General features: G+C 45.2%; 14 protein-coding genes. 3 read left to right on the top strand and 11 right to left on the bottom strand.

Features of this window, described 5'->3' with window-relative positions:
* Positions 1–25: 25 nt before the first annotated feature.
* Entirely contained in the window at positions 26–991 is a 966-nt protein-coding gene (gene pfkB, locus MD535_RS20230) for a 1-phosphofructokinase (protein WP_265676837.1), read from the bottom strand.
* A gap of 9 nt (positions 992–1,000) precedes the next feature.
* Positions 1,001–2,134, bottom strand: a complete 1,134-nt coding sequence (gene fruB, locus MD535_RS20225) for a fused PTS fructose transporter subunit IIA/HPr protein (protein WP_265676836.1) — start codon at positions 2,132–2,134, stop codon at positions 1,001–1,003.
* Positions 2,135–2,380: 246 nt separating this feature from the next.
* On the opposite strand from fruB, the gene cra reads away from it, so the two are divergent.
* The gene (gene cra, locus MD535_RS20220; protein WP_265676848.1) at positions 2,381–3,418 is read left to right on the top strand and encodes a catabolite repressor/activator; all 1,038 of its coding nucleotides are present in this window, start codon (positions 2,381–2,383) and stop codon (positions 3,416–3,418) included.
* A gap of 127 nt (positions 3,419–3,545) precedes the next feature.
* On the opposite strand, the gene MD535_RS20215 is transcribed toward cra, so the two are convergent.
* Complete coding sequence (locus MD535_RS20215; RefSeq protein ID WP_265676835.1) at positions 3,546–3,722, bottom strand: hypothetical protein; 177 nt, start codon at positions 3,720–3,722, stop codon at positions 3,546–3,548.
* 294 nt (positions 3,723–4,016) lie between these two features.
* Here MD535_RS20215 and MD535_RS20210 point away from each other — a divergent pair, with 294 nt between their 5' ends.
* Both MD535_RS20210 and MD535_RS20205 read left to right on the top strand, forming a co-directional pair.
* Complete coding sequence (locus MD535_RS20210; RefSeq protein WP_265676834.1) at positions 4,017–5,039, top strand: LacI family DNA-binding transcriptional regulator; 1,023 nt, start codon at positions 4,017–4,019, stop codon at positions 5,037–5,039.
* Between the two features lie 405 nt (positions 5,040–5,444).
* The gene (locus MD535_RS20205; protein WP_265676833.1) at positions 5,445–8,030 is read left to right on the top strand and encodes a glycoside hydrolase family 3 protein; all 2,586 of its coding nucleotides are present in this window, start codon (positions 5,445–5,447) and stop codon (positions 8,028–8,030) included.
* Positions 8,031–8,237: 207 nt separating this feature from the next.
* Here MD535_RS20205 and speB read toward each other — a convergent pair whose 3' ends face one another.
* The 8 genes from speB to MD535_RS20165 all read right to left on the bottom strand — a co-directional run bounded on the left by speB (position 8,238) and on the right by MD535_RS20165 (position 19,138).
* Entirely contained in the window at positions 8,238–9,167 is a 930-nt protein-coding gene (gene speB / locus MD535_RS20200; protein ID WP_265676832.1) for an agmatinase, read from the bottom strand.
* Positions 9,168–11,078, bottom strand: a complete 1,911-nt coding sequence (gene speA, locus MD535_RS20195) for a biosynthetic arginine decarboxylase (protein ID WP_265676831.1) — start codon at positions 11,076–11,078, stop codon at positions 9,168–9,170.
* Between the two features lie 444 nt (positions 11,079–11,522).
* Entirely contained in the window at positions 11,523–11,735 is a 213-nt protein-coding gene (gene cspE / locus MD535_RS20190; RefSeq protein ID WP_265676830.1) for a transcription antiterminator/RNA stability regulator CspE, read from the bottom strand.
* A gap of 309 nt (positions 11,736–12,044) precedes the next feature.
* Positions 12,045–13,322 carry a cytosine deaminase gene (locus tag MD535_RS20185; protein WP_265676829.1) on the bottom strand — a complete coding sequence of 426 codons (1,278 nt, stop codon included), beginning with the start codon at positions 13,320–13,322 and terminating at the stop codon, positions 12,045–12,047.
* Between the two features lie 16 nt (positions 13,323–13,338).
* Positions 13,339–14,586, bottom strand: a complete 1,248-nt coding sequence (codB, locus tag MD535_RS20180) for a cytosine permease (protein ID WP_265676828.1) — start codon at positions 14,584–14,586, stop codon at positions 13,339–13,341.
* A 451-nt stretch (positions 14,587–15,037) separates the two neighbouring features.
* Positions 15,038–16,489 (bottom strand): N-acetylglucosamine-binding protein GbpA, encoded by a 1,452-nt coding sequence (gene gbpA / locus MD535_RS20175; RefSeq protein WP_265676827.1) that lies wholly within the window; start codon positions 16,487–16,489, stop codon positions 15,038–15,040.
* A 338-nt stretch (positions 16,490–16,827) separates the two neighbouring features.
* The gene (gene trpB, locus MD535_RS20170; RefSeq protein WP_455433338.1) at positions 16,828–18,027 is read right to left on the bottom strand and encodes a tryptophan synthase subunit beta; all 1,200 of its coding nucleotides are present in this window, start codon (positions 18,025–18,027) and stop codon (positions 16,828–16,830) included.
* Between the two features lie 229 nt (positions 18,028–18,256).
* Positions 18,257–19,138 carry a LysR family transcriptional regulator gene (locus tag MD535_RS20165; RefSeq protein ID WP_265676825.1) on the bottom strand — a complete coding sequence of 294 codons (882 nt, stop codon included), beginning with the start codon at positions 19,136–19,138 and terminating at the stop codon, positions 18,257–18,259.
* Between the last annotated feature and the right edge of the window lie 47 nt (positions 19,139–19,185).

Genomic DNA, 19,185 nt, shown 5'->3' with positions numbered 1-19,185 from the left:
AAATCAGAGTCATCAATACAGATGCTTAACGATTTAGCGCTTGTGACTGTATTTGTTTTTGTAGGGATACAACGTCTTCTTTACTTGGCACACCAACGCCAACCTGACCAACGGCCAGAGCGGAAAGGGCAGTAGCAAAGGAGAGTAATTCTAGTTTTGGCATGGATTGCATGTGACCCCAGCAGAGCCCCGCAACCAAAGTATCGCCAGCACCTACGGTGCTAACTACGTGCATTTTGGGCGGCTTAGCTTGAAGCCATTGATTATCGTGTAACCATAGAACGCCCTCTGCACCCATCGAGACAACGATATTGTCGATGCCTTTATCTGAAAGCGTTTCTGCCGCTTCCAAGCATTGTTCTTGAGTGGTGAGTTCACGCCCGACAAATTGCGAGAGTTCTTCGTCATTGGGTTTTATTAACCAAGGCTTAGAATCTAGACCTTGGGTTAAGGCATCGCGGCTGCTATCAAACAGAACACGTTTGCCGTTGTTTTGTAGTTGTTCGATCCACTTCGCACACTGTTCTGCGCTAATTCCACGAGGTAAGCTACCGGCAAAGACAAAGTAATCATGAGTGAGCATCAATTGTTCTAGCGTCGCTTCAAACTGAGTGATGGCTTGTGCGTCCACCAGTACACCAGGAAAATTGATATCATTGACGTCACCGTTACTTTCAACAAGTTTGACGTTAATTCGTGTGGAACCCGAAACACGGATGAATTCATCTTTGGCGTTGAGTTCATCAAACAGCTGGCAAAACAGCTCTTGATTATCTGTCCCTAGAAAGCCCGTAACAGTGACGTCTGCGCCTAAGTCGGATAATACTTTGGCAACGTTTACCCCTTTACCAGCGGCGTGCAGGGAACCTTCGTTCACTAAGCTGACCGAACCTTGATTGAGCTTGTCTAAGCTGCCGGTGAGATCCAATGCTGGGTTGAGGGTAATCGTGACGACTTTATTTGTTAGTGAGGTATCTAATTGAGTGTTCATAATCAATCCTTACCCTTCACCAAGACCTGAGTTGATGGCTTTGCCAATCGCCTCTAGTGCTTGCTGTGCATCTGCGCCGTCCGCGCTAAATTGCAACTCATGACCGTGCTTAACTCCCAGAGCAATCACTTTCATTAGGCTTTTCGCGTTGACCACTTTACCGTCGCCATTTAGATTGGATACTTGAATGGTGGAGTCAAACTTCTTCGCTTCAGCAACCAACATTGCGCCTGGGCGAGCATGTAAACCATGAGCATTTTTGATTTTGAACACCGCTACGTTATCGCTTTGTGTTTCAGCTGTGGAGGTTTGTTCACCCGTAAAGAAAGCCAAAAGTTGTTCTGTGGAAAGTGACAACAGTTTGCTTTGCTCTTGCTTAAATACGAGTTCAGTAATTTTATTAAGCATGGCTTCGTGAGCGTTGTTGCACGCAGCGAAAGCAATCAGCGCTTGGACTGGCGTGCCATCAAGTTCACATTGGTTGATGGTTGAGACAAAAGCCATCCCTGTGCGGGTAACGGCTTTGTCGCTGCTGACAAGCCACAAACCGTTACCAAGGTGAGTAGGAGACTTGGTCACAAGGTCTGCAACAAACTCCGCGCCAGTACCTCCGGTGTTTTTAAGTAAACCACCCGCAACGGCAGCCATTTGAAGCATGTCACTTGCAGGGAAATTAAGTTGGATCAATGAAGCATCAAAATCGGCTTCAAGTTGCACTTCGCCATTCAATAGCGCCATGATCTCTTGTTCGGTTTTTGCTTGTTTCAGTTTTTTCTCAACGCCGTCGGCTGACAGCACTTTAGTGAGTTGTTTCAAAATGCCCAAGTGTTCATCTGATTTAGCCGCAATACCAATGGCGATATAAGCGATATTGCCATTGCCCCAATCCACACCGTTAGGGAAGTGATGCACGGCAACGCCCGTCGTTTTCACAAGATCACGGGTATCTGTCGTGCCGTGAGGGATCGCAATGCCATTACCCAGAAAAGTAGAGTTCTGACCTTCACGATTCAGCATACCGTCGACGTAACCTTCTTGAACGAGCCCTTTTGCCGTTAGGTCGGCTGCGATTACTTTAATGGCGTTCAGTTTGTCGTTTGACGATTGATTAAGTTTAATGTTGTCGCTGTTTAATTGAAGCATGTTCGCTTACCCACGTTATTCTTGTTTTTGAACCGATTAAGTTAATGACTGACATAAAACTGAATCGATTCAGCAAAATTTCAAAAAAATTCAGCAAACCAAATTTTGTGTGTTGGCTTTGCTGTAGCGATGTCCTATCGACGATGTATCACTATAAATATAGGCCAGTTTTCAAAAGTGTGAACTTTGCTGAATCCTTTCAGCTTTTATACTGAACCGATTCAGCATATAATTCAACTTGTCAGTATGGTTGGAATTCATTTATATGATCCATCGCACAGAAAGGATCGAGATATGACTTTGGATGAAATAGCAAAGCTTGCCGGGGTATCAAAGACCACAGCAAGTTATGTGATTAACGGGAAAGCACAGAAATATCGGATTTCTGAAAAAACCCAAAAAAAGGTGATGGCAGTCGTCGAGGCCCACAATTATCGCCCCGATCACGCAGCCTCGTCGCTGCGGGCAGGACATAGCCGTTCATTTGGTCTTATTATCCCGGATCTTGAAAACTCCAGTTACGCGAGAATTGCTAAGCTCCTAGAGCAAAACTCTCGGAAGGCGGGATTCCAAATTTTAATTGGTTGCTCAGATGATGATCCAGAAACGGAAAAACGGGTCGCAGAGGCATTAGTGTCGCGCCGAATTGATGCGTTATTCGTTGCCAGTGCCATCACTGAAGCCAGTGACCACTATCTTCCAATTCAGCAACGGGGGACGCCGGTTATTGCGATAGATCGCTCGTTAGATGATGAGCATTTTAGTTGCGTGATCAGTGAAGACTTTGGTGCTGCGTTTAATTTGACGTCTTCAGTATTGGATGAAACGACCACCAGTATAGGGTTAATTGGTGCACTACCTTCACTCAATATCTCTCGTGAACGTCAGTTAGGTTTTGAAGCCGCGGCTAAATTGGTGACAACACATTCTGTGGTGGCTTATGGTGAGCACTTTAATCGTGAAGAAGGTAAACGTTTGTTGGAAAAGTGGCTCGACGCTGACCAACTACCAGACTCGATTGTGACAATGTCGTACACTTTGCTTGAGGGCGTTTTGGATGTTTTCTTAGAAAGGCCCGAGCTGATGAGCAAAGTGAAGTTGGCGACCTTTGGTGATAATCGACTATTGGATTTCCTTCCTTTCAAAGTCAATTCCTCTCCGCAACAGTTTGACCTTATTTGTGATAGCGCGATGGAACTAGCCTTGAATGCTGCGGCTAAGCGCTACAACCCTGGTATTGAGTTGATTCCGAGAACGATGACGATACGTCACACTTCGGATTAATTGGCCTATTGAATCAGTCTCGAAGGGCGGCATGTCCTGACATAAAAAACAGCGTAGCGGTTTGCTTAACCTTTACGCTGTCTATTTATTTGCTGCATCGAAAAGAGTATTTGGTCCGCCGAAAAGATTACTGCTGAGCGCAGTTGATGTCACCTAGCGCTGTGCAGATCTGTTTTTCTTGTTTCGCCTCTGCTTCCATTTTGTTGCCAATTTCTTGATTGTTACGGTTCTCATTGGGTGCCGCGCATCCCGCTAAAATAGCCGCTAACCCTAATGCACATACCACTGCGAATTTAGAACGCATAACGAACTCCTTGTTAATTATTGTTACATAAACTTATCATCTTTATTTCGGTGGTTATAGTGATTAATTATATAGCCGCACTGATTGCTCATTAATTGACTGAGTTATAGGGTGAATATCACGGTAACGAGGCATTTTCGCACAGAACACGATATACCATAATGCTTATGTTCCTTACCCGATACTCTGTCGGCTTACCCATGAATACAAAATATGAGGTTTCCCTTTTCTTATTGGTTCGAAATTCGTAATGTTATGACTCAACAGGGAATAATAAGAGAATCCACACCACCAATGTCAGTTCAAAAAATGTCAGCTCAAAAAGCCACCATCTATGACGTCGCCAAATGGGCAGGCGTGTCAGCAAGCACCGTTTCACGCTATCTAAACCGTACGTCTTTTATCGCGAAAGACAAAGTAGATGCCATCGAGTTGGCGATATTTGAAACGGGGTTTAAGCATAAATCTCGTAAAGGCGAGCCAGATACGAAAAGGAATATGACGATAGGTGTGATTGTCCCATCATTTGATGCGCCATACGTCAGCCGGATTTTACTTGGTATGGATGAGCAGATGCACAAGCACAGTTATGATCTTATTATCGAGACCACGAATTGGGACATCGCTCGAGAGCGCAGTGAGCTGAATGATCTGGTCAGCCGCCAGGTAGATGGTGTGATTATTATTGGTGGTGAATTGGTTGAGAGTGAAATCGCTCAGGTGACCGCAGACATACCGGCACTTCTGATGTGTCGCAGTGGCTCTGGATTGCTGCCTATGATTAACGTTGATAATGAAATTGGCGCGTATCTTGCCACGAATCATCTGTTGCAACTAGGGCATAGTAAAATTTTTCATGCTATGGGCGCGAGAGGTAACATCGAAACAGAGCAGCGATTAGCAGGCTTTAAAAGGGCAATGACAGCGGCTGGGTTGCCAAGTGGCGAGCCCACATGGATTTCAGCGAACTTCGAACCAGACGAAGCGTGTCAGAGAACGATTGAAAAAATTGAATCTGGTGCAGAGTTCACCGCCGTGTTTGCCGCAAATGATCTCTCTGCATTTGGTGTTATTCAAGCCTTACACCGAAAGGGGTTACGTGTGCCTGAGGATGTGTCAGTTATCGGTTTTGATGACTTGCCTATCGGCGACTTTTATATCCCAAGGTTGTCGACGATGCGTCAGCCGTTTGCACAGATGGGCGAGATCGCGATTCGTTATCTGTTGGATCTTATCAGTGGTAATAGGCCGGACTATGACATTCCCCCCGTGTCGATTGTGGTTCGAGACAGCACGAGTAGCATTGCGCTAAGCTAAGCTAAGCTAAGTTAAGTTAAGTTAAACTAAGCTAATTACTAATGGTCATTAATTAGCTAAATCAAGATGTACAGAATGTTGTGCGCAAATATTGGCCATGTGAATGTTCATACTTAAAGGTTTATTAGTAAGTTTCATAGTAAGTGACTGATAAGTAATGACATAAATGAAGCTGGATAGATAAGTTTCATAGCGTCTGAAGGTATTGTGGAATGTTTCTGAGTTTTGCTACCTACCCTGAGAGGGGCGTATACCCTGTGATTTAGGTCACGAATGAGTCTCTCGTTCGCTTATATCATCACGGAACATTTTGAGTTCAGTGCACCTTCACCTCTAACGCCTCTGCGAGAGCGTGCATTGGCATCTTATTTATACCTCCGGTATCACATCCTTAGGACATTTCAAATGACAACAATCACGCCGTATTTCTCAGACTGGCCTACCATCAATTCTTCTATTAAAAAAGATCCTACGATTGAGAAGGAAATTGTCCGTATTGTTGCTTTGATGACGGCAGAAGAAAAACTGGGTCAGATGATACAACCTGATCTTCGAGGCGTCACACCTGAAGAAGCGAAACAATATAAACTTGGCTCTATCCTAAATGGAGGCGGCGCGTGGCCAAATGAGAATAAACGCTCTTTAGCGCAAGATTGGGCGGATAAAGCCGATGAATTTTGGCACGCAACGGAAGAGGCATTCGCAGACCGACCATTTCGCATACCATTTATGTGGGCAACAGATGCCGTGCACGGTCATAATAATGCGTATAGCGCGACGGTATTTCCCCATAATATTGGACTTGGCGCGGCGCGAGATCCTGAATTAATTCGTCGAATCGGAAAAATTACCGCATTGGAAGTCGCGGCAACGGGTTTAGATTGGACATTCGCTCCGACCGTAGCGACACCTAGAGATCTTCGCTGGGGCAGAGTATATGAAGGCTATTCTGAAGATCCTGAGATCACTTACGCTTACGCGTCACAAATGGTGATTGGCTTACAAGGTGACCAGAATGAACTGAAAAGTGAGTATAAAGTCATCTCTAATGTAAAACATTGGGTAGGGGATGGCGGAACTCAGGCCGGAGTCGATCGTGGGGTGAACGCCTACTCCGAAGATCTGCTGCGTAACATTCATGCAATGGGCTATTTCAGTGGCTTAGAGGCTGGGGCACAAGTGGTTATGTCGTCATTTAACACTTGGGAAAATCCGGCTAACTATGATCATTCTCCACACAGTGATATCACTGGAGAGGGTGATGCATACAACTATAAAATTCATGGCAGCAAGTATCTTTTAAACGATGTACTTAAAGACAAAATGGGCTTTGACGGATTGATTGTGACCGATTGGCATGGTCATGCGGAAATTAATAAATGCACAGACGGTAACGCTACGTATGCGATTAATGCTGGTAACGACATTTTAATGGTACCGGTTCATGAACACTGGATTGAAGTGTATCGCTCGGCATTAGCGGATATTCACTCTGGTGTTATCTCAATGGCACGTATTGATGACGCCGTAACGCGGATTTTGAGAGTGAAAATGAGAGCAGGATTATGGACGAAACCCGCGCCTAGTCAGCGCGTGCTTGCTGGTAACCAAAGTTTGCTGGGTGCACGGGCACACCGAGAGGTGGCTCGTGAAGCCGTACGTAAATCTTTAGTGTTATTGAAAAATAAGAATCAAATACTGCCACTGAGTAACAATCAGAAAGTGCTGATAACAGGCAGCGCCGCCGATGATCTTCAAAAACAATCGGGTGGTTGGAATCTGACGTGGCAGGGTGATGAAAACACGTTAGAAGACTTTCCTGGAGCGACGACACTGAAAATGGCGTTAGTGGCTGAACTCGGAGAGCATAATGTCACGTTTGACCCAGCGCTCAAAGAAGAAGTAAAGCCAGGTGATATCGCGATTGTGGTGATTGGTGAAGATCCCTACGCGGAAATGATGGGCGATATTAAAGCGTGGCAAACCCTAGAATTCGCCCAGTTGAAGCGCAGTTATCGCAAAGATGTTGAGAAAATACATCGCTTACATGCAGCGGGCGCCAAAGTTATTACGGTGTTCTACAGTGGTCGTCCTTTGTATCTTAACGAAGAAATAGCGATGTCTGACGCATTCGTTGCTGCTTGGCTTCCTGGTAGTGAAGGCGAGGGCATTACCGATGTATTGGTCGGGGATGAAGAGAGACGCCCACGTTATGACTTCCAAGGTAAGCTGTCTTATAGCTGGCCAAATAAAAAACTGAGTGCGACCGTGAATCGAATTCCTCCGCACATCCCCAATTACCAAGTCTCAGAGCATGAGCAAGATCCTCATGGGGAGCATGCGCCATTGTTTAAGTATGGTTACGGGTTGAATTATTCCTCGTTATTACAGCAGCGCGATCTGGATCAGCTTGATCTCGATACGAGTGATGGTTCCTCTGAAGGCAGTGTACCTCCGGCAATAGAGTTGTATGGTGTTCGCTCAACGATTGGTGATTTTCAGTTACTTGTTGCCCAAACACCCGGTGAAAATGGAGTTGAAGTGTCTCGGAATAATCCAATGAGCTTTGCATCGATCGAGACTAAACCCTATAACTACCAGCAACAGCAAGATGCAGTAAGCCTTGAATTCAAAGCGGCTGGCGCGTCAGTGTTCATTGCAACAACGGATGGGGAAACCGAAGACTTCAGTCGTTTTGCACATTCAAAAGGTGGTTTGAGTTTTGACGTTAAGGTTAGCGAGTGCCCAGCCGGTAGCGTGTATGTGGCAGTGCAATATCGACAAGAACATGGCTTAGTGGCGAGTGTTGTGAAAATTGATATTACGGAGCAACTGCAAACTCTTGATGAGTTTGTGACCGTCACGGTTTCAAGCGAAGAATTTATTAACAACGGGGTGGAATTAAGCCAACTTGATACGCCATTTATGTTGTTAGCCGACACACGATTTGCGATGGTATTAGCGAACATCCGCTGGTGGAATGCGCCTTAGTTTGTTGAAAAGCGCACTCAGTCTATTAAAAGCGTTAGCCTATTAGGTTAACTGGGCTAATGAAAAAAGGGGGGATTCATTGAGAATCCCCCCTTTTTGTGATCTGAGTTGTTGATGAATGCTAGCTATCGACTTTAATGACCAGAGTTAGCTTCTTATCATCGGACTTAGATTCTTATCATCGCGCTTAGCTTCGAGTGCGTCGCTTTAATCGGCAACCGTTGGTTTTGACGCCAATACGTACAGTAACTCAAGAGCAATAGTCGCCCCGGCTAATGCAGTAAGATCGCTCTGGTCGTACGGAGGCGATACTTCAACCACATCCATGCCAACTACGTTCATACCGGCTAAACCACGGATAATTTTCAACACTTTATCAGAGTTAAGGCCACCACAAACTGGGGTGCCGGTACCCGGAGCAAAGGCGGGATCTAAGCAATCAATATCAAACGTGATATAAACCGGTTTATCACCTGTGATGGCTTTAATCTGCGCCACGATTTCTTCGACACTCATATCATTAGCTTGCATGGCATTAATGACGTTGAAACCATGATCGTCGTAGTCATATTCCGTGCGAATCCCAACCTGAACCGAGTGCTTCGGTGAGATCAGGCCTTCTTTTGGCGCATGATAAAACATCGTCCCGTGATCGTAGCTGCTGCCATTCGCATAAGTATCGGTATGAGCGTCAAAATGAATCAACGCCATTTCACCGTGGTGTTTTGCATAAGCACGTAAAATTGGCAGCGTAATGAAGTGATCACCACCAAGTGCGAGCATGGTTTTGCCATTTTTTAAGATGTCGCTTGTCGCGGCTTCTAAACGATACGTAAAATCTTCAGCATCACCACAGTCAAAAACCAGATCACCTGAGTCGATGACTTTGAGTTTATCAAATACGTTAAATGTCCAAGGGAACTTTTTCCCTTCCCACGCAAGATTGACAGACGCACGTCGGATAGCATCTGGGCCTAAACGCGCGCCGGGACGGCCAGAGGTCGCCATGTCGAGTGGTACACCTAGAACCACCACATCAGCGTCGGTTCCAATCGGGTTTCTCACGTAAGGACGGCGGACAAATGTCATCGCATTCGAATACAGAGAATAATCAGTTTTTGTAAACAAATCATTCATTTATAAATCCTCTAGATAGGTATAACCGGTTAGGCCATACTCTAACTCTTCTAAAATAAGTGCTTGCTCGTCAGTATGAATATGACGCTCAACCAGTTCTCTATAGTTACTACGAATAGCATCAACGTCAATGTGCACATAACGCATCATGTCTTCCACCGTATCACCAAGATCGATGGTCGCGAAATCAATATCACCACTATCTGTGACATTCACCACTGCACTGTGTGTATCACCAAATAAATTGTGCATGTCGCCCAAAATTTCTTGGTAAGCGCCAACAAGGAAGAAGCCCATTAAGTAGGGTTGATCCTTGTTCCATGCAGGAACCGGTAATGTGGATTCAATACCTTGCCCATCAACATACTGCTCAATGGTACCGTCTGAATCACAAGTAATATCAAGCATAATGGCTCGAGTTTGGTCTTCTCTGTCTAAACCAGATAATGGAAGAACAGGGAATACCTGCTCAATACCCCATGCATCGGGTAATGATTGGAACAGCGAGAAATTCACAAAGAACTTATCGGCCAATCGCTCGTTCAATTCGTCAAGAATTGGACGGTGGAAACGGTTTTTGTTGTCCATCTGACGATGCAATTCGCCATAAATGGTTAAGCTCAATTGCTCTACCCATGCTCTTTGGTGCAAATCCACCACACCTGTTGCGAACAGGGTTTGAGCTTCTGATAGATCGCTTTGCGTATCGTTATAAATTTCGATCAACGCACGAGCATCGGTTCCCGATTTTAGGTTTTGCCAGTTCTGCCACATGTTTTGCAGTAAAATCGGCGCTTCCTCAGACGGCGCATCCACTTGCTCGCTGGCATAGCTTTCAGTACCAATAACATTGGTGATAAGCACAGCGTGATGCGCGGTTAATGAACGGCCAGATTCTGAAATGATCACTGGCGCTTTTTCGTCATACAGCGCACAGACGTCACCTACCGTGCTAACAATGTTACGAGCATATTCAGCCAGCCCGTAGTTCATAGAGCTGCTTGATTGGCTGCGACTACCATCGTAATCAACCGCTAGGCCACCACCTACATCAAAGTAGGCAATCGGCACAGACATTTTACGCAACTCGCAGTAAAAGCGAGCCGATTCGTTCACACCATTACGTACGTCACGAATATTCGCCATTTGCGAGCCCAAGTGGAAATGCACAAGTTGCAGCATATCCAATTGATCTTCTTGCTTTAGGCGCTCAACGACTTGTAGCACTTGCGAAGCGGACAAACCAAATTTAGATTTATCACCACCGCTTGATTGCCATTTTCCTGCACCTTGAGACGCTAAGCGAATACGTAAGCCAATGCGTGGCTTAACATTGAGGCTACGAGCCTCTCTTAATACCGTATCAAGCTCTGACAGCTTTTCTAACACGATAAAGACTTTGTGCCCTAGCTTCTCACCAATGAGTGCCAAACGAATGTACTCACGGTCTTTATAGCCGTTACAGACGATGACAGAGCTTGCACGTTGCGCCATTGCAAGCACGGCAAGTAGTTCGGGTTTGCTGCCGGCTTCTAGGCCGAGCTGCTTAGTTTCTGCTTCAGCTTGGCTTGCTAGGATTTGCTCAACCACATCTTTTTGTTGGTTTACTTTAATTGGGTAAACCAGCAAGTAATCATTTTGATAACCGTAATCATTAATTGCTTGGTTAAAAGCGTCACAGATACCGTGGACACGTTGGTGAATAATTTGCGGAAAGCGCACCAACGCCGGAAGTGTGAGACCTTTATCTTCCAAAGCCTGAGCGATACGAGTTAAGGGAATATGATGTTGAGCATCTTGACGTGGTGAGACGTAAACGTCGCCATCATCATTGATACCGAAGAAGTTTTGGCTCCAATGTTGCACATTGTAGTTAGCACGAACATGGTCAAGTTTGGAAGTGTTAGTCACGGCTTATATTACCAAAGCAATAGGTTTTACTAATCTTTCTCGATTGGATAATGAATATTAGCGTTAACCTGAAAAATTACACCCCGTGATTGTCGTCCTTGATGGTCACGAAACACCTCTTAGCAGGGCAAAGTTGTGGAGAAAACGCCCTCTAGAGTCGGACGCATTAACGGATAAAAAGGCGCCTGAGTCTAATGAAAGATTTTTATCGATTCGATAGAGAATTATTGTCGTGAGAGGGGGCTGGTATGTCCTTGATTATGCGTTGGTTGATGAGGTCTTTGAACGTCTGATATGGGGGGCTTCCAAACGATGGAAGTTGGAGAGAGTAAGCGAGTGTAATTGGCTAACCACTTGTTTTTAATGGGTTAGTGGTTGCTTTGCTAACGAGCGGGTATAAAAAAGGCCTCGATTACTCGAAGCCTAGAAATTTTTAGCGCGCTGTTATTGAGGAACAACGTTAGTCGCTTGTGGGCCTTTTTGACCTTGTTCAACTTCGAAAGTGACCGCTTGGCCTTCTTTTAGAGTTTTGAATCCGTCACCAGAAATAGCACGGAAGTGAACGAATACGTCTGCTCCGCCATTTTCTTGCTCGATGAATCCGTAACCCTTTTCTTCATTGAACCATTTTACTTTGCCAGTACTTGTGTTAGACATTTTTTGTCCCTTACCTTTCAGATTAAAACGCTCGCCTTGCGGCTGTCTTGCTTAGTGGTTCTGTTTATTTAATCGAGGCGTAAATGGATAAAACGAATGACAAATACTCGCATATGGAACTATCTGACAATACAACTCGCACTCTTTTTACTCTTACGTTAAATAACTCTGAACACCAGAGCAAAATTAGTTTAGCACAGCAATTGGGCGATTAAATGAAATTCTCATGACGACGAGCACAAAACAGGGCAACAATCATACAATTGTTGCCCTGGGTAGAAGCCGATATGAAGGGAGATGTCCTTCGGGCTAGCGCTTAAATGTGACGTCTTCAACCGCATCTAAGTGAATCTGCGTTTGTGCAGGTTTCGTTGTGGCAATAATCTCACCCTTGCGGATTGAGTAACTGACCGGTACTTGGCGTCGAACGGCATCAAATCCATTGTCGGCAGGCAGAAGCAATAAGCTTCCGTCTTTACCCAAATCTAATCCATGCGTGGCCTGGATGTTGAGTGTCTTAGCTGAGTTGGTACTGATCAAATCCAACGATTGATTGATTTGATCATAACCCATGACTTGGCAGACATGCAGGCCCATGTGCAGTACTTGTAGCATGTTTGCTGTACCTAATGGATACCAAGGGTCAAAGACATCATCATGACCAAAGCAGACGTTAATATCAGCAGCAAGCATTTCTTTTACGCGTGTGACACCACGACGTTTCGGGTAGTCATCAAAACGACCTTGTAGGTGAATGTTCACCAACGGGTTAGCAACAAAGCTGATACCCGACATTTTTAAAAGACGGAATAGGCGTGAAGCATACGCACCATTGTATGAATGCATGGCTGTGGTGTGGCTAGCTGTGACCTTGTCACCCATTTCATATTTGTGTGCCAGTGCCGCGAGTGTTTCAACAAAGCGTGACTGCTCGTCGTCAATCTCATCACAGTGGACGTCAATCAAGCAATTGTACTTGTTGGCAAGCTCAAAGACGTAGTGCAGTGATTCGATACCGTATTCGCGAGTAAATTCGAAGTGTGGAATCGCACCAATCACATCTGCGCCAAGCTGAACCGCTTGTTCGAGTAGTGCTTTACCGTTGGGATAAGACAAAATGCCTTCTTGAGGGAACGCAACGATTTGAATGTCGACCCAAGGTTTCATTTCTTCGCGTACTTCCACCATAGCTTTAAGCGCAATGAGTGTTGGATCAGAGACATCAACGTGGGTACGAACATGTTGGACACCATTGGCGATTTGCCATTTTAGCGTCTGCTTAGCGCGTTTTTTAACGTCTTCAATAGACAGTAATGCTTTACGCTCTGACCAGCGCTCAATGCCTTCAAATAGTGTTCCAGAAATGTTCCAACTCGGCTCTCCAGCCGTTTGCGTGGTATCTAAATGGATATGAGGTTCACAAAATGGTGCGACGGCCATGTGTCCGTCAGCATTGATGACGCGATCAGCCTGCATTGGTTGTGAGCCTGCGGCCTCGATTGCCGTGAACACGCCGTTTTCAACAAGAATGTCAAAGCGACCTTCTCGTTGATCAATCGCGGTATTTTGAATGAGTAGAGATGACATAACTGGCACTTCCTAATTATTGAGTATCAGCGCTAGCAAGTGCTGCACTGTTTTTATTGAGCATTGGGTTTAATACAAGATAGCTCAAAGCACCACCGAGTACGGCATTCACTGGAACCACACCTGGTAAGAAGTGTCCTGCCGCTACACCCAACGCGACCGCAATAATACCTGCCCAGTTCACCGTTTGGAATTGAGTAGTTTCAAAATGCTGATACTTTTTACGATTCGCAATGAAATCCGCAATGATAACGCCGCCGATAGGAGGAATCGCAATGGATAGGAACGTCAACCAACCAACAAAATTGTTGTATAACCACAGTGCGCAGAGTGTGCCTACGACACCGTTAGCCATAGAGATGTATTTGCTTGGCAATCCCGTTACATTGGAGAAACCTAAACCAGACGCGTAAAGCGCGTTATCGTTGGTGGTCCAAATGTTCAAACCAAGCACAATGATAGCAGGCAGTAGTAAGCCCTGTGCAATCATCACTTCAGAAATATCAGATTGACCCGTTACTGCCGCACCAGCTGCGCCGAAGATAAACATCAGTGAGTTACCAATAAAAAAGGCCGTCATGGTAATAAACACCGCGCCTTTTGGTTTCTTACCAAAACGAACGAAATCGGCAGTGAGCGTACCTGCGCTGACAAAGGAACCAACGACCATCGCAAGTGCGACTGAAAAGTCTATGGGTTCGGATGGTTGTATTTTTTGTAGCTCGGCGACACCGCCAACGCTATCAACCGCTGTGAATACAGAGTAACCACCGAGTATAGCAATAGCAGGCACCGCGATAGTAGAAAGTACCATCAAGGCAGAAATGCCAAAGTAAACAGTCGCCGTCATTAGTAGGCCACTGACGATAATTAGCGTATTGGTATCAATGCCTGTGGCTTTTTGTACTGGAATAGCAAACATCGCCACGCCAACACCAAACCAGCCTACTTGAGTGCCGCCAAGTAAAATTGATGGAAGCCATGAGCCTTTAGAACCAAAAGAGAAACGAGCAAGAAGATGTGTAGAGAGGCCAGTAGAAGAGCCGATGTAACCAAGAAAAGAAGTATAGATGCCGAGGATTAAGTTGCCGATGAGAACCGCGAGGAAGAAGTCATTAAAAGAGAGTCCGGTACCGAGGGAACCACCTGTCCACATACTTGCGGAAAAAAATGTCAGTCCCAGCATCACCATAGTGAGTGACGCTACCCCTTTCCTAGCCGATGTGGGAACCGGTCCAAGACTGTAGTTATTATCCGCAGCCATTTTTTACCTCTCGTTAAATCAAAATACTTAAGTCAAATTCCTTACGGAATGCCTGCTTATTTCGCGCAAACGGCGTGCATTATGGAGATGTAACTTTTAGAGTCAAGTAGAGTTTTTGAGTGAAGAATACAATAAATATGGCTTTATGATATTTTTGTTATTTAAAACAATTCATTAGTATTCTCATGAGTCATTAAAAAACTATTCAATTTGTTTACTTTATGATGTTTTTATCTAAAGCAAAGGATTGCTAGTGAGATTGAGTGGTGGAATGGTCATTTCTATTGTTATGCTTGTAGAGGCATAGGTGTGATAGGATTGATCTAGCGAGCGATTTCTATGTTGATATGTTTGAACAAGCGCGCTGATCTAACTTAACGTCATTTGTCCTAGTAACAAAAAAGGCACCTTGTTGGAACAATAAGGTGCCTGATAATACGAATGACGATTATTAGTTCAGCTTAGTCCATGCTGATGTCCAATGGCTGCCCACACCCGGTTCATACTGCGTTGCAGTGGGTGACCACTGAATACAGTAGCCTGAATATGGGAAAGGTTTACATTGATAAATCTGACCATCCGTCGCTAATACCTTCGTCCCTTCTGTGTATTGAGACAAGCTATTTGGGAAAACGAAATCGTAATCGCCAGGCTCAGTTGCATCGACTAACATGAAATCACGCGTTGTTTGATCAATCAGGTTATCATTTTCATCTTTTACGCGAGTCACAAGCATGTGATGCCCCGGCTCGGATTTAGACAATAGCAGGCTGACATTTTTTGATTCACCATCTGCTAGTGTAACCTTCTGGTTAGCAAGCGATTCTTGGCCGTGGTTGTAGACGTCCATTTCAACTTTAACGTTACCCGTTGCCGAGATGACCAGTGCGAGCTCTACGGGGGAATCCGATAGAATATATTCTGGTTGTAGTCCAGAAATGTCGACACCAATCACAGGTGGAGGCGTTACGATGTCATAGCCAATTTCCACGCGCTCTAAAGCACTATTTTCAGCGACATACAGAGGGTTTGCTCCGTAAATAGGCGTGGCATTTCCCTGACTGTCCATGGAGCCCGCTTTAATATCGGTGCGATCGCTATTGATTTTAGTCGCAAGAGCATGAGCCCATTGATTAGCTTGGCCTTGGTCAGCGCTTTCAATCGTAATGCTGGTGGAAAGGTGTGGTAACTCGCCATTGTTATCAAACACACGAGTATAGACCGAATCACCAGTATTAAGATCCATTGTCGGGTTGATGCTACCAGCTGGTGTCCAACCCGGAATACCAGGGTTTTCGCCACTAAACTCGACATCAATAACATTGTAGAAAGCGGCAGCGGTATCGCCCACATCCCAGACAGCAAGAATGACTTGATAACCACTACGTTCCGGCACTTGGCATTGGTGTGACATCAGTTTAGGTGGTTTTTCCATATTACCGTTAACGACGCAGAAAGGAGTCAAATCCAACGAATCGCGAGTGAGTGCTTGATTAGGGTTCCAATCTGGCTTCGTAATATAGTATTTCCAGTCCCTAGTGACGTGGTTTGCGGTAAACGTCCATTCAAAATTTTGCATCCCAGAGGTAATAGGGCGTTTGACCCAGCGGTCAGCCGTTTGTTCGTTGAGTGGGGAAAATTGAGTGAGCCCAGCGCTAGCAATTTGCCCATCTACAGGCCCGCCTTGAGGAAAACCTTCAGGTCCTTCAATACTTTGTGGTTCCCACTGTACTGAACCACAACCCGTATTTTTTTCACCCGTGCTGGCGGGGAATTTACATAATGTCCCCCTGGCTTCCGCAATACCATTTTCAATGGCTGATACATAGCCATGGCTAAAAACCTGTGGGCTCATTGCAAGCCCGATAGCAACCACTGGTAAAAGAACTTTTGAATTCTTCATACTATTCCCTTCTCTTATAATTTTAACGGTACATCTCTTGTAAATGGTTTGGACGTACTGCTGCGCGGATCTTTACTTTCGTTACGTTCGCACGTGCAAACGTTAGCCAGTAATTTAGCGTCATAAAATAAGTGAGGCGAATGGGTTGCGTGTTTTATGGAATTAATTTCTACATTTTCGCTTTTATATCCAAAAAATCACATTGAGAAGATGATTATTCTAAATGTTTGTACTATGAATGGAGTTAATGTTGATATTATCACTTACTGAGAAAGGTACTGCTGGCGAAGCTAGAACTTAGCATCGCCAGTGAAAGGGGTTTTAGTCTGCGTGTCGCGTTAAACTAATGTCTCTATTCCGTAGTCGCTGCCATAGTTTTCAACGACAAAATCGATGTCTTTGTCACCACGGCCAGACAAGTTAAGCAATATCGATCCTTTTTCACCTAGTTGAGCTAGCTTAATAGCATAGGCCACCGCATGAGCGGACTCGATGGCTGGGATGATGCCTTCTAGTCGAGATAGTTCAAAGAATGCATCGATGGCTTCTTGATCGTTGATGTGACCATAATTCACTCGCCCAGAATCTTTTAGGTAGGCATGTTGTGGACCAACCGACGGATAATCTAACCCACTTGCAACGGAGTAAACTTCTTGCGGTTCGCCGTTTTTGTCCGTCAGCATATAAGACTTGAAACCGTGCATGACTCCAGGCTCACCGAGTGTCAGCGTGGCCGCATGCTCACCAACGGAATGCAAATCGCGACCGGATGGTTCAACACCATAGATGGCGACTTGGTCGTCTTCTAAGAAGGCGCTAAAGAGTCCCATGGCGTTAGACCCACCTCCAACGCAGGCAACAAGATTGTTAGGTAAGGTATTGGTCATCTCTTGAAACTGGATACGAGCCTCGTTACCAATAATGGATTGGAAATCGCGAACCATCGCAGGGAAGGGGTGGGGGCCAACCACGGAACCAATTGCGTAGAGTTGAGTGTGTGGATCTGATAAATAAGCTTCAAATGCGGCATCTACCGCCTCTTTTAATGTTTTACGACCATGAGTAGCGGGGATGACGTTTGCTCCTAAAATACGCATCCGTACCACATTTGGGTGCTCTTTAGCGATATCGACTTCGCCCATATAAATATCACACTCAAGTCCGACTAATGCAGCTGCCGTCGCCAAGGCAACACCATGTTGTCCAGCCCCTGTTTCTGCAATCAGTTTCTTCTTACCCAGCTTTTTGGCGATTAAGGCTTCGCCCAAACAATGGTTGATCTTGTGAGCGCCAGTGTGGTTCAAATCTTCACGCTTTAAGTAAATATCAGCGCCGTATTTCTGTGAGAGATTTTGAGCATGGAAAATAGGACTTGGGCGACCAACAAAATGCTTATAAAGGCGGGCCAACTCGGCCTTGAAAGCCGGATCTTGGCGACATTCATCGTAGGCTGCACTAATCTCATCCATAATTTCTTGAAGCTGAGGTGGAATAAAACTTCCCCCATATTCGCCGAAATACCCGTCTCTATTTGGCATTTTGTGCTCAAAAGTATTTTCCATGATCGTTATCTCATTGGTTGTGAACGTTAGCTTGTTATAACGCAAATGAATGCATGTACACATGGATTCATTGCAAACTTGTGATTACTCACAATAGAAAATCGCGAGCGAGGAAGGGCGATGTGCTTAGAAATGTGGTGTCGCTAATATGCTCGGTGACACTCGAGGTATTGATTGACCTTGTTAAACGAGTTGCTTTTAACCGCTACGCTAACAGAAACTCTTTAAAGTGGATGGCGACGGCTGACGCCGTAGCAGGTGGCTGATAATAAACATTTAAGCTCCAAACACTGGTATCAAAATCCTCCAAAATGGGGATGATTTCGCCACGCTTAATGTAATCGTCGACCAAAAATAATGGCAAGTAGGCAATACCTGCCCCGTTTAATGTTGCCTGCAACAATAGGTCGCTATCGTTGACCTCGAGTGACTTAGGCACCTTTACTATCTGGCATTCATTATTTTGATGAAACACCCAGTCATTGCTGCCGGTCAGGGTGGTGGCAAATAGACATTGGTGGTTGGTTAACTCACAAGGAGCAGCAGGGGTCATATGTTTTGTCAGGTAGTCCGGTGAAGCGACAACGACAAATGGACTTTGCATGATTTCGCGGCGTACCAAATGCAGATCGCGCTCTCGGTAACCCTGATAGGAGGCATTGGCGCTGATGGTGATATCACTGTCAGCAGCATGATCGAGCGCCCAAGGGGTGATGTTGAGATTGAACGTCACGTTCGGGTTAGACGTTAAGTATTGGCTTATTTTTTCCATTAAGAAATGGTTAGCAAAGACGGGTGTGCAGATAATATCGATATGACCTTTATCGTACTGTTGATAATCTTGCATGCTACGCACCACGGCTTCCGAACGATCGACAATAATGGAAAAATCGTCGAAGAGTTTTTGACCCGCGGGTGTGGGTTTCAACAGGCGGTTATTACGTCGATATAGGGGCAAGCCAAACTTTTGCTCCAGCTCTTGTAACCATCGGCTTCCTGCGGAAACGGAGATATTCAGTTTTCGGGCCGCCGCTGAGATCGAACCTGTGCGTACGACATAAATAAAGAACGCCATTTTATCTAACATAGATTCTACCGCGGCTTATAGTGAAAAAGAAAACAGGCTATTCACTC

This window comes from Vibrio qingdaonensis, assembly GCF_026191675.1.
Taxonomy (GTDB): Bacteria; Pseudomonadota; Gammaproteobacteria; order Enterobacterales; family Vibrionaceae; genus Vibrio; species Vibrio qingdaonensis.
This window is presented reverse-complemented; position numbering and strand designations above follow the sequence as displayed.